The following is a 13,357-nucleotide window of genomic DNA, read 5'->3' on the forward strand; positions in this document are numbered from 1 at the left end:
CAGCCGCTTTCCGATTTATTGAATTATATTAGAGAAAATATGAGTTTATGCAGCAGGATGATATGAATATCACCTATACACTGGAGGATGAACACTATCAGATTGCATGTAATATTGAAATGCTGCAAAGAGCAATGGACAATTTATTCTCTAATATGCATAAATATGCAGGTCACAGTGCTACAGCCATTGTGCATGGAATTTGCGAAGGCGATCAATACCAGTTATACATGAGTAATCAGATTTGCATAGATGATGAAAAAGTAGAAAGTAACAGAATTGGATTGAAAAGTGTAGAAAAAATAATAATGATGCATAATGGAACAGTGAATATTGATGTAAAAGGGAATACATTTACCGTTGTATTAGAGCTGCCATTGGTTATTGCAGAATGAATCGCAGAATCATGGGAACAATGAAACTAATGCAATGATTTGCAGATTTTAAGAAACCTTAAGATAAAGCTGATAGCAAACAAAAATTATGAATGTTAAAATATAGAAGGAAGCTGGCTTTCCTTTGCTATAAATGTTTAGTTTTATAATCAGATATGATTTCTTTATTACTGATTGCTGATAAAAGACTGGAAAACATAAGGAAAATGGCGTATTCTTATATATAGCGTATATAAGCTAAGCAGATATAAAAGAGGTATTTTATGGATGAGAAGAAGAAAAATATAATAGAACTGCTAAACTATGTCGTTGTTGGTGGTTTGACAACACTTGTGAATTTTGTTGTGTATTTCTTCTGTACACATATACAACTGCATTATTTAATAGCAAATGTTATAGCATGGATATTTGCAGTGCTGTTCGCCTATATAGCGAATAGAAAATATGTGTTTAAGAGTGAAGGAAATGATCAGAAAGCTGAATTTATACAATTTGTGTCTCTGCGTGCTGTAACACTTGTTGTGGAAAGTCTTCTGCTGTTTGTCTGTATCCAATTAGCAGCTATGAATGAAAATATTGCGAAGATTTTTGTCAGCATTGTTACGGTTATAGGCAATTACGTATTTTGTAAATTTATGATTTTCAAACCAAAAACGCAGGAATAGTGAAACGAGGGATGTATTATGAAATTGTCGCTGGTAGTGCCTTGTTATAACGAGGCTGATAACGTAGAGTTATTTTATGAAAAGGTCGAAGCTACTTTTCGGAATGAAGCCTTTGATTATGAATATATATTCATCAATGATGGTAGTCGGGATCAAACTTATGTTAAGCTAAAAGAGCTTGTAAAGACATATCCGGACGCTCATATTAACATCATAAACTTTTCACGCAACTTTGGAAAGGAAAGTGCAATGTATGCAGGGATGAAAGAGTCAGTTGGTGATTATACCGTTATTATAGATGCTGATCTTCAACAGGATCCGGCCTATGTTCTTCGCATGATGCAGATTCTTGATGAGGATGACAATCTGGACAGTGTTGCAGCCTTCCAGGAGAAGCGTAGGGAAGGAAAAATTTTACGAGGCTTCAAATCAGCATTTTATCATATGATAAATCGTGTTTCACAAGTAGAATTTGTTGATGGAGCCAGTGATTTTCGTTTACTTAGCCGTCCTATGGTTGATGCCATTTTGTCATTGCCTGAAAATAATCGGTTTTCAAAGGGGATTTTTTCCTGGGTCGGATTTCATACCTATTATATGGCTTATGATGTTCAGGATCGTGTAAACGGACAGTCCAGCTGGTCCTTCTGGAAGCTGTTTAAATATGCAATAGAAGGCTTTGTATCATTTACGACGATGCCGCTGCGTATAGCGACGGTATTCGGTATCACTTTTTCAGGACTGGCATTTCTATATTTAATAGTGGTATTGGTACAGAAATTGATTATGGGAATCACGATTCCAGGCTATGCGACAACTATTTGTCTGATTTTGCTGATTGGTGGTATTCAACTTTTTTGTTTTGGAATCATGGGGGAGTATCTTGCCAGAACGTACATGGAGACAAAGCGAAGACCAATCTATGTACAGAGAAACAAAATTGATTATAAGGAACGAACAAAGTAGTATAGGCAATATGCATGTGCTGCTTTTTTTGTGCTGTTTGTACTGTTATTCGCTAATCGAGCAAATATAAAGAAATCTTAAGAAATAAGTGCTGCAACGAATCTTTATGATATTCTACAAGTATGAACAGGTGGTTTAAGAAAGGGAAAGAAAATGAAAAATAAAAAAATAATTACAGCGGCTTTGAGTGTTATTGTCTTGGAGACAGTTCTTATGTCCTCCTCTGTATTTGCCAGTATAGATCAATAGGGGATTGATTTGAATTCAGTATGAATAAAGGCATATTTAATCCGAAGTAAGGGAAAAACAATAAATTAAGATCATACTTGGATAGCATACTTTAAAAACAGTGAAGAAGGTGATCGACTTATACAAAATCTGGATTAGGATTTATTTCATAGTAACTTTTAGGAAATTAGCTGAATAGTCTGAAATTTATAACTCTTAAATAGGAGGGCATACCATGGAAAAGAAACACAAGCTAGTAGCTGTCGTGCTTGGCATAGCAGCAGTATGCACAATTGGAATAATTGCTACACAGAATAACAGTAAGGAAGCGCTGGTTTCTAAGCAGGGTAGTGTATTATCCAGCCTGACAGACAGAGTCGTAATTGCGGGAGACAAAGAATATGTAGTCGGTGAGGATGGCTTTAAACCTGGATATTATGACGTTTCTACAAAGGAACCGGTTAAGACGAATGCATTTGAGCTGGGATATGATCAAACAATTTTAAATAACAAATATTACGACCGTAACAAGATATCATTATCACAGGGTAGCTCTGTGATAATGACTCGATCTAAATTCGAACCATTGAAATTTCATGATGATATCGCCGTATTGGACAATACCACAGGAGCATTTCGCTGTGGTGAAGAAATTGAAGCGGGCACATACGAAGTAAGCGTCGAAGGCAAGCATAAAAACGCAGAGATATTTTTCCAGGTGGAAATGAAAACTGAAAATAAATGGGAGGCAATGGATATGGCACAGGTTAAAAATAAAAAGAGTGCAATACTCAAAATTCAGGGAAACGAGTATTTGAATATCGTAAATTTTTATCCTGAATATGGCGATTTTAAGATATATATCAAAAAAGTTGAATAAGCAATTCTGAAGCCATAGAGGTATAATCATTACATTCCCTAAGGGTACTGCTTAAAGAAATACAGAGTTGGGTCTTCACAAAGGATATCGAGTAGCCTTATTCGTATGAGAATAAGGAATTGTATACATTTTTACAAATTATAAATCATACGAAATACGACGTTTAAATATAGAATAAATGGAAAGAATATCAGAGAAATGCTCGGATATTCTTTTCTTTTAAAATTTTCATAAATCGTGGAAGCGGTATCCTTTCTTTCTGTTTGTCACAAAAGAGAAGATAGACCATAAAATAGCAGGAGAAGGGAGGCTTTGCGCACTTTACGTACAGTTTTTGTATTTGTAATTACGTGTAAAATAATGTAAAATAAAAGGCGAGCTGGAAGGAGTAGTTAAAGTTATGGCTAACGAATTTAAAAACAAAAATGAGTTCAAGGAAGAGTTTCAAAGAAGAATTATAGAGCGCTACGGCCGTTCTTTTGAACAGGCCCACATCACTGAAAAATATATGATTCTGGGGGAAATGGTTCGTGACTATGCAAGCATTCACTGGAACGCCAGTAAGAATGTCGTAGCCGAAAAACAGGAAAAGCAGATGTATTATTTTTCCATGGAATTTCTTATGGGAAGACTGCTGACAAATAACCTGATGAATCTGGGAATCTATGAAATCGCCAAGGAAGGTCTTGCCGAGCTTGGACAGGATATCAATGAACTGGAGGATCTGGAAAGCGATGCAGGTCTTGGAAACGGTGGCCTGGGTCGTCTGGCTGCCTGCTTCCTCGATTCACTTGCTAGTCTGAATCTGGCGGGACATGGAAACTGTATCCGCTATGAATACGGTCTCTTCAAACAGAAAATCGTAAACAACGAGCAGGTGGAGGTACCTGACCAGTGGCTGTCTTTAGGCAATGTCTGGGAAGTGCGGAAACCGAAGCATGCAGTTAATGTCAACTTTGGCGGACATGTGGACATGTGGATGGGAGAAGACGGCAAGGCAATCGTTAACCATGTGCCGTCCCTGATTGTACGTGCCGTACCTTATGACATGCCGATTGTCGGACAGAACACCAACCTGACAAATACACTTCGTCTGTGGAGTGCAGAGGTTGCGGATGATGCCTGTGATGCGAGCAGTCTGAACGAATATGTAAACGAGGTGCGTGAAATCTGCCGCAATGTTTATCCGGATGATTCCACCGAGCATGGCAAGATTCTGCGTCTGAAGCAGCAGTATTTCTTCGTAGCCGCAGGATTGAATAATATTATCGAATCGCACATGTCTACCTATCATACACTGGATAACTTCTCGGAAAAGGTTGCGATTCAGCTGAACGATACCCATCCGGTACTCTGTATACCGGAGCTGATGCGTATTCTTATGGATGATTATAAATATGACTGGGATCAGGCTTGGGATATTACAAAGAATACCATGGCATATACAAATCATACTGTCTTGAGCGAGGCTCTGGAAAAATGGCCGATTCAGTATGTACAGGATTTGCTGCCGCGCGTATTCATGATTATCGAGGAAATCGATCGTCGCTTCAAATATGAGGTAAGTCATGATATGGGCAGATCTGATCTGATGAATGAGTGCTGCGTGTTGAAGGACGGACAGGTTCACATGGCAAACCTGGCAATCATCGGCTCTCACAGTGTCAACGGTGTAGCTGCACTGCATACGAAAATTCTGAAAGAGGATGTTATGAAGAACTTCCATGACATCTATCCGAATAAATTCAACAACAAAACAAACGGTATCACACACAGAAGATGGCTGCTGTACTCCAACCCGCAGCTGAGCAACCTGCTGGAAAAGACGATTGGTCCTGATTTTAAAGCAAACCCGGAGCGTCTGCAGGATCTTATGAAGTATGTAGATGACAAGGATCTGCAGAAGGAATTTATGGATGTGAAGATGGAGCGCAAGAAAATCCTTGCGGCTTATATTAAGGAGACACTGCACATTGATATCGATGTCAATTCCATTTTCGATGTACAGGCAAAGCGTCTGCATGCCTATAAGCGTCAGCTGCTGAATGTCATGAACATTATCGATCTGTACTTCCGTATGAAGCAGGATCCATCCTTCCGTATCTATCCGAGAACCTTTATCTTTGCGGCAAAGGCAGCGCCTAGCTATACATTTGCCAAAGAGGTAATCAAGCTGATTCACTGCGTGGCGGACAAGGTAAACAACGATTCGGATGTTTCTCCATATATGAAGGTTGTCTTCATTCCCAACTATGGAGTAAGCATTGCGGAAATTCTGATGAATGCCGCAGATGTTTCCGAACAGATTTCCACTGCCGGTAAAGAGGCAAGCGGTACCGGAAACATGAAATTTATGATGAACGGTGCGATTACACTGGGGACCATGGATGGTGCCAATGTGGAAATCGTGGAGAAAGTAGGCTATGATCATGCGGAAATCTTCGGCTTACGTGCAGATGATGTAGCCCTTGTCAAGCATGAAAACACCTATGATGTATGGCGGAAATACAATGAGAACGCCAACATCCAGAAGGTGGTAAACAGCTTTGTGGATTCCACCTTCTCCAATGATCCGAAGGACTTCAAGCAGATTTATAACGAGCTGATGTTCAAGAATGATGAGTATCTGCTGCTGGCGGATTTCGAAGCTTATTCTCACGCACAGAAAAATATTGAAGAGCGTTACCGCAATAAAGAGGAATGGGCAAAAACCTGCCTGATCAATATCGCACAGTCCGGTTACTTCTCAAGTGATCGTACAATTAAGCAGTATGCGGATGAAATCTGGAATATTGAACCGGTAAATATGAAATAAACGAAAACAGGAAAGAACTGGACATTCAGTTCTTTTTTCTGCTTTCATGACATCTTGACTTGAAAAATATCTGTTTCGCCTATACAATGGTGAAAAAGGAAAGAGGGATGATATGAAGGAACAGCTGAAGCATTATATACAGGAACATATGGAGGAATACAAATATCTGGTTAATGATCTGTATGAACACCCGGAAATCGGAAATCAGGAGTTTCGTTCCATGCGTGTCCTGTGCAAGATGCTGCGCAAAGAGGGATTTGAAGTAACGGAGGAATACGTGGTACCGACCGGCTTTCTTGGTGTATGGAACAGTGGAAAACCGGGGCCTGTCATAGCCTATATGTGTGAATATGACGCCTTACCTGAGGTTGGACATGGCTGTGGTCACAATCTGATTGCCGGAATGTCACTGGCAGCGGGTTGTGCGTTAAAAAGCATACTGTCGAACATCGGCGGAGAGGTGCGCATTATTGGCACACCGGCAGAGGAAAATTTCGGAGGGAAGGTTTCCATGGCTGCTGCACATGTGTTTGATGATGTGGATGCGGCGCTGATGCTGCACCCGGATACAAAGAACTCCCTTGGGGGAAGAACACTTGCCATTTATCCACTGCGCTTTGAGTTTTTTGGGCAGAATGCACATGCCTGTACACCGCAGAACGGAAAGAGCGCTCTGGATGCGGCAGTTATGAGTTATATGTCAATCAATCTGCTGCGTCAGTTCGCAGAACCGAATACATTTATCCATGGAGTAATCGCGCATGGAGGAGAAGCTGCAAACGTTATTCCTGCGTATGCGAGTCTGGAATACTATTTCCGCGGGGAAACGATGGAATATGTAAAGGAGCTTTGTGAAAAAGCAAAAGCCTGTGTAGAAGGCGCCTGTACGATGAGCGGATGTACAAGTCGTATTACCACCTATGAGTGTCCGTATGATGACTGTGTTATCAACTATACTCTTGCGGATATGCTGAAGGATGAGTATGAGGATTTCGGTTATCCATGGGAAGGGGTGGACGAGGTTGCGCAGGGAAGCAGTGATGTGGGAAGTGTCAGCTATTGCTGTCCAACCCTGCAGGGCTATATCAAAATCGCGGACAGCTGTGTAAACGGTCATTCCCGTGAAATGGCAGCTGCCACGATATCACAGCAAGGCAGCCGGGCACTGTTCGACGGAGCACTTGCATTAGCTGATATCGGCAGACGTCTCATTATGGAGCCTGATATCATGGAGAAGGCATGGCGGGAACTTAAGGCCAATAGAAAATAATCCCAATTGCCGCTTTTCTGCTGCCAAAGGTGCAAAGGAAACCGAATCCAAATAGCGTAAACAGAACAAGGGAAAGGTTCTCTGCCATCTTGTGCTTATAAGAATTTAAACCATGATGCATCAGCTTGATAATACTTAAATAGTATCTGTACAAACGGTGGTATGCCGAAAAACTATCCTTCGTGCAGGTGCTTTTTTCAAGCCAAGATAAGGAGCAGATCAAGCAGCTTTTTTTCCTTTTCAATAAGAATACAATGCTTACTATTTCTATGACTTTGTATTACAAAAAGGTATAAAATTCCTTACCTTTCTACTGCTGTCGACTGTCTTATGTTCCTGAAAGCTGAAATTGTAATCCGTATGATGCCATAAACACCCCTCATTTCCCTGTAATCTGAACAGATTAGCAGAAGAACAGCACCTGTTTTACCTTTCTGGTGATAAACCTGGAAAACTCTGGTATAATAATACATGGTGATAAGTATGCGACAGGAAAAGTATTACGAGGCATATCTGGATGACTATGACAAGGTCATTGTATTTATGTCAAGAAACAGCTATGAGGGAGTCAGCAATAAATTCTATCTGAAGGATGATCAGGGGCATCTCTTTGACCTTCACATTCAGTCCATAGAAACAACACAAAATAATTACAATAAATATACACTGTCATTATACGATCCCATCGAAATCGGTGTGGAATATCAGGTGATGCATCAGCATGCACGGGGTGTGGTGCTGGAATACAGCGGTATCGTCAAGACAGAGCGTTTTGATGAACAGTTTTTTTATGACGGTAATGATCTCGGCTATACCTATGACAGAGACCAGACTGCATTTGCCTTATGGGCACCGACAGCCAGCAGAGTCAAGCTGGAGGTCTGCAAGAACAACCGTCTGTATACGTATGAAATGAAACGGACAGACAAGGGGGTATACCGCTATACCATATTGGAAAATCTGGAGAATGCGACCTATGTCTACCTTGTCCGGGTAAACGGTGTCTGGCGGGAAAGCATTGACCCGTATGGGACAGCTTCGATTGAAAATTCACGCAGAAGTGCGGTTGTCGATTTGGATAAAATCCGCGTGCGGGACGTACCCCTGCCGAAAATGACCAGTGCCTGCGATGCCATTATCTACGAAACGAGCGTGCGCGATTTCACGATGCAGAAGGGAATCGGTGTCACAATGCCTGGAAAATTCCGTGGGTTTGTAGAGGAAAATGAAATAACGAAGCAGCAATGCAGCGGATTTTCTTATCTGAAGACATTGGGAATCACGCACATTCAGCTGATGCCGGTCACGGATTTTGGCTCTGTGGATGAAAACTATCCGCTGATGCATTATAACTGGGGCTATGATCCGGTGCAGTATCGTGTTCTGGAAGGCAGCTTCAGTACAGAACCGGCGAATCCATACGGCCGTATGTTCGAGCTGACAAAGCTTATAGAGGAATGCCACAAGCAGGGGATCCGTGTCAATCTGGATGTCGTATTCAACCATGTATACGATAAGGAAACACATGCCTTTGAAAACACTGTACCGAATTACTATTTTCAAATGAATGAAAACGGTGACTTCTCAAATGGTACCTATTGCGGAAATGATGTGGATTCCCGCAGAAACATGTGTCATAAATATATTGTGGATGCCTGTACCTATCTGGTAAGAACCTATCATATTGACGGCTTCCGCTTCGATTTGATGGGAATTCTGGATGTGGCAACCATCAATGCGGTATATGAGGCCTGCAAAGCACTCAATCCGGATTTCATGGTTTATGGCGAGGGCTGGGATATGCCGAGCTTTCTGGATTCCGGAAAACGTGCCAGTATTTCCAACAATGCACAGATGCCGTATGTCGCTCATTTCTCCGATCGCTTCCGGGATGTTGTCAAGGGACGTACGAATACCAACGAGGTCAGTGTCAAGGGCTATTGCACCGGGGCAGTCTACCTGCTTGATATCATGAAGAACTGTCTGAGCGGCAGCTGTACGAATATCGGAATGGAGCCGATGTTCACCCATCCGAGAAACGCTGTCAATTATGTGGAATGCCATGACAATATGACGTCCTGGGACAAGCTGAAGGAATGCTGCAAGGAAGACAGCAAGGAGGTGCGCATTGCCCGTGCCAAAATGCTGATGGCGGCAGTTCTGCTTGCGCAGGGTATCCCTTTCATCCACTCCGGACAGGAATTTGCCCGCAGCAAGCACGGGCTTCCCAACACATATGAAGAAAGTGATGAAATCAATAAACTGGATTATCTGCGCAGAAACCAGTATCAGGATATGGTGAAAATCACAAAGGATCTGATCCGTATCCGCAAGGAGCATCCGATTTTGCGTTATTCCATGAAAGAGGATGTGGAACAGCACGTGTCCTTTTCGGATATCGCCCAAAAGGTACTGCTGTATAAAATCAGGGACGAGCATGATGATATGGTGATTATCTTCAATCCGACAGGAGAATATTTTTCCTATGAATTTGAGGCGGCATATCCGCTGCTATATTATAACGGAGCATCCGAGGATATCCTGATTAAAAAGGTCAATATCGAGCCTTACAGTACGATTGTATTCAGTCGAAATGACTTTTTGAAACCCGGCATCCGATAATTGGAAAGCAGAACATGGTGATTCTCGTTTGACTTTCAAAATAAACTTGGTATAATGAAACAGGATATTTTTACACGTCTGTGTAACTGACCGTATTGAAAACCCTGCATTCGCGAGGGAACACGAATACAGAAAAGGGGCGAGTCTTATGAAAATCGCAATCGTAACCGACAGCGGCAGCGGTCTGACAAAGCAGCAGGCCGGCGAATTAGGAATTTATTATCTGCCATTGCAAATCATCATTCAGGACAAAATGTTTCTGGATGGAGAGAATATAACCGTAGAAGAGATTTATGAGTATCTGAGAAACGGCGAAATGCCGACAACCTCCATGCCTCCTATGGGACTTGTGGAGGAGCTGTTTACACAGCTTAAGGCAGAGGGCTATGAAGCGGTCATTGCAGTTCCGCTGAGTGGCGGCTTATCCTCCACCTCCAGTGTCATGCAGGCGGTAGCCAAGGAGCATCAGGTGAATCTGCATGTCATCGAATCGTATACAACCTGCAATATCCAGCGCTATCTGGCAATCAGTGCCAGTCAATTGGTCGAGCAGGGACATGATCTGGAAACGATCGTGGAGCGTCTGCGTGCGAGTGCGGCAGATAGCGGGACACTGATTATACCGGATGATTTGCAGCATCTGAAGCGTGGAGGCCGGCTGACACCGCTGGCAGCTGCACTTGGCGGACTGCTGAAAATCAAGCCGATTTTGCGATTGGATCGTGAAAGTGAAGGCAAGGTGGATGTGTACGATAAGGTTCGTACCATGAGCAAGGCACAGTCCAAGGCAATCTCCACATTTCAGGAGCGCGGCTTGAATGAAGCCTACACGCTCACTGTTCTTCACAGCGGGGCGCCAAAGGAAGGCGAAAAGCTGAAAGCCATGATGGAAGAGGCGTTTCCCGGACTGGATGTATACTATGGTCTGATCGGTGCAGTTATCAGTGCACATACCGGTGTAGGCTGTCTGGGGATTCAGTATATCCGCAAGGTGGAAATGTAAAAGGTGCCCGGTGCACCTTTTGTCTTATACAAGCGGAAACCGTCGAACCGAAGGAGACACAGTTTTTTTTGAAGAGAAAATAAGGTATAATAGAAACAACAGGAGGCTGAATCATATGAAAATAGCATTTGTGACAGACAGTGGGACCGGGAAATCCGTAGGGGAGCTTGCGCAGGCTGAAATCTACAGCGTACCTCTGCAGGTCAGCTGTGACAATAAAAATTATCAGGATTTGGAGGAGCTGGGCATTGATGAAATTTATGCTCTGATGAAGGATGGAAAGATGCTTTCCACCTCCCTGCCTTCTCTTGGAAAAATTGAGGAGCTGTTTCAGGGACTGAAGCAGCAGGGCTATGACATGATTTTTGCGGTACCGATTTGCAGCGGATTAAGCGGTACGATCAATGCCATGGAAATGATTGCACAGCAGCAGGGTATCGCGTTTGATTATGTTGACTGCCATGTAACAGCGGTAGTGCAGGAATACATGATCAAGCTGGCGAAGCAGCTGCATGAGGCTGGAAAAAGCATTGAGCAGATCAAGGAAGTGCTGCAGCGCATCGTGCATACAACCAATACCATACTGTTGCCAAGCGATTTGCAGCATCTGAAACGCGGCGGACGTCTGACACCGCTGGCAGCCACATTGGGCGGCTTGCTGAAAATCAAGCCGATTCTGAAAATCAATGAGGAAACAAGCGGTAAAATTGATGTGCTGGACAAGGTTCGCACGATGCACAAGGCGATGGACCGTGTAATTGAAATTATGAAGCGTGAGCATGTGGATGATTCCTATCTGATCACCGTTGCCCATGCGGATGACGAGGCTGAGGCACTTGTGTATATGGACAAGCTGAAACAGGCTTTTCCAAATGCAACGCATCAGATCATCAAGCTGGTAAGTGTGGTAGGTGTTCACACGGGACGCGGCTGTCAGGCGGTTCAGTATTTTAAACAGATCAAGGAATAAGGAAGAAATCCCGGACAAAGCAATCTGTGAGCGATAGTATAAAACGATTCCTGCATAGGCATCGAAAATTTCTGTCATAATCAAAAAGCATAAAGCACAGAACAATCATATAACATGAATGCTCCGTGCTTTTTTTATGAGAAAACTCCAGCAGAGCCGGGGTGTTTGTTTTATGTAAGAGTGTTATAAGCAACAGACATATGTTAGTTGCCCACTCCTTTTCTCTGCTCTTTCTTTTTCAAAAGGCTGTAGTCCCATCCAATAGGCTGTGTAAGCTGATGGTATCGAAATCAGGGAATAGCTTTAGCTGCCGTGATGGTGCCCTTTTCTCATCTGCCTTCCATGGCATCCTTCCGGTACTGCCGAAGGATCATAACGCTCCAAAACGGAATACAGCTCCTTCATGCTTAGCTTTTGCAGCTCCTCGACACTCTTTGCAGAATCATGCCGAAGGATTTCATCAATTACACGATACTTGCCGGCAGACATATGATGCTGCTGTGCTTCCTGATGCGTATCATCATCCAAATGTGAACAGTGAAACTGATTTTGCGGCACCGCTTCCTCCAGCTGCTGATTGATCTGCTGTTCCAGATCCAGAGAAACACTGCTGTTTTCAGAATACACGCTGACCTCCAGAAAGCCTGTTTTCATATAAGCGGAAAACTGTTCATTGTCCAGCAGCATCTGAAGTGCTGTATCCAACTGCTTTCCCTCCAGCTGCAGCTCAGTCAGAATGTTGTCCGCATCCTTATTGTAGGCAGTGACCCTCACCACCCGCTGCTGTTCATCCAGCTTCCATTCCATACTTGGATTGATATCCAGAGTCACATAGCTGTATACTGCCAAAGTAGGGGCAGGAGCCGGTGCAGGAGAAGCCTCCATCAGCCTCCAGGGCTGAAACAGAACAACCAGAAGGCAGGTGACACAAAGCGTGAGAGCTGCTGTCATACCGGTTCTTTTCTTTCTGCTTCTTTGCTTCATGACGTTGTGAAGGGTTTTCTGTTTGATTTCATCACTGGCATGAATGCCGTCAAACTCATCGAAAATCATCAAGCTCACCTCCCAGTTTTTCACGCAGCGCTTCCCTGCCTCTTTTCAGCCAGGTATGGATTGTATTTTCATTTTTTCCTTTGATTTCAGATATTTCCCGCACCTTATAGCCTTCATAATAAAACAGATACAGGACATCACGGTAATGCGGAGGAAGCTGATTCAATGTATCCAGCAGGAAATAGGAAGCCTCGCTAAGATCGGCACAGGCCTCCACCTCAGTCTGTAAATCTGCATGTTTATGGAACCAACCGCGAAATCTCTCCCTGCATGCATTCATTGTTACCTTTAACAGCCATGCCTTCTCATGCTCACGGTCCCGAAACGGTTCACTCTGCGCATACTTCAGAAAGACTGTCTGGAACACATCCTCGGCATCTGCCCGCTGCTTCATATGCAGAACACAGATTTTCTGTACCATATCCGCATACAGCTCTATGGCATTTTGTATTTCCTCTTCACTCTTCATACCGTTATCATCCCTCTATGC

At 43.1% G+C, this 13,357-nt stretch carries 11 protein-coding genes; 9 read left to right on the forward strand and 2 right to left on the reverse strand.

The genetic code is table 11. The features are described 5' to 3' along the window. Window positions 1-62: 62 nt before the first annotated feature. The 9 genes from ACESPQ_RS01620 (at window position 63) to ACESPQ_RS01660 (ending at window position 11,814) form a co-directional block, all read left to right on the forward strand. A complete protein-coding gene (locus tag ACESPQ_RS01620; protein WP_373143809.1) occupies window positions 63-395 on the forward strand; it encodes a hypothetical protein in 333 nt (110 codons plus the stop codon). 263 nt (window positions 396-658) lie between these two features. Next, complete coding sequence (locus tag ACESPQ_RS01625; RefSeq protein ID WP_002606029.1) at window positions 659-1,060, forward strand: GtrA family protein; 402 nt, start codon at window positions 659-661, stop codon at window positions 1,058-1,060. Between the two features lie 18 nt (window positions 1,061-1,078). Next, entirely contained in the window at window positions 1,079-2,026 is a 948-nt protein-coding gene (locus ACESPQ_RS01630; protein WP_109769817.1) for a glycosyltransferase family 2 protein, read from the forward strand. 463 nt (window positions 2,027-2,489) lie between these two features. Then, entirely contained in the window at window positions 2,490-3,134 is a 645-nt protein-coding gene (locus ACESPQ_RS01635) for a hypothetical protein (RefSeq protein WP_257334256.1), read from the forward strand. A 400-nt stretch (window positions 3,135-3,534) separates the two neighbouring features. Continuing rightward, a complete protein-coding gene (locus tag ACESPQ_RS01640) occupies window positions 3,535-5,949 on the forward strand; it encodes a glycogen/starch/alpha-glucan phosphorylase (protein ID WP_373143810.1) in 2,415 nt (804 codons plus the stop codon). 112 nt (window positions 5,950-6,061) lie between these two features. Continuing rightward, window positions 6,062-7,219, forward strand: coding sequence for a M20 family metallopeptidase (locus ACESPQ_RS01645; protein WP_002606024.1), 1,158 nt, complete (start codon window positions 6,062-6,064; stop codon window positions 7,217-7,219). Window positions 7,220-7,702: 483 nt separating this feature from the next. Continuing rightward, window positions 7,703-9,841 (forward strand): type I pullulanase, encoded by a 2,139-nt coding sequence (gene pulA, locus ACESPQ_RS01650; RefSeq protein WP_373143811.1) that lies wholly within the window; start codon window positions 7,703-7,705, stop codon window positions 9,839-9,841. Between the two features lie 148 nt (window positions 9,842-9,989). Further along, window positions 9,990-10,844, forward strand: coding sequence for a DegV family protein (locus tag ACESPQ_RS01655; RefSeq protein WP_044903704.1), 855 nt, complete (start codon window positions 9,990-9,992; stop codon window positions 10,842-10,844). Between the two features lie 115 nt (window positions 10,845-10,959). Further along, on the forward strand, window positions 10,960-11,814 hold the full coding sequence (locus tag ACESPQ_RS01660; RefSeq protein ID WP_118002172.1) for a DegV family protein: 855 nt from the start codon (window positions 10,960-10,962) through the stop codon (window positions 11,812-11,814). Between the two features lie 303 nt (window positions 11,815-12,117). On the opposite strand, the gene ACESPQ_RS01665 is transcribed toward ACESPQ_RS01660, so the two are convergent. Both ACESPQ_RS01665 and ACESPQ_RS01670 read right to left on the reverse strand, forming a co-directional pair. Beyond that, entirely contained in the window at window positions 12,118-12,867 is a 750-nt protein-coding gene (locus ACESPQ_RS01665) for a hypothetical protein (protein ID WP_257270723.1), read from the reverse strand. Next, window positions 12,854-13,336 carry an RNA polymerase sigma factor gene (locus ACESPQ_RS01670; protein ID WP_002606019.1) on the reverse strand — a complete coding sequence of 161 codons (483 nt, stop codon included), beginning with the start codon at window positions 13,334-13,336 and terminating at the stop codon, window positions 12,854-12,856. The genes ACESPQ_RS01665 and ACESPQ_RS01670 overlap by 14 nt, the downstream gene beginning before the upstream one ends. Window positions 13,337-13,357: the final 21 nt, after the last annotated feature.

Source organism: Clostridium sp. HGF2, from assembly GCF_964240115.1.
GTDB lineage: Bacteria > Bacillota_I > Bacilli_A > Erysipelotrichales > Erysipelotrichaceae > Clostridium_AQ > Clostridium_AQ innocuum.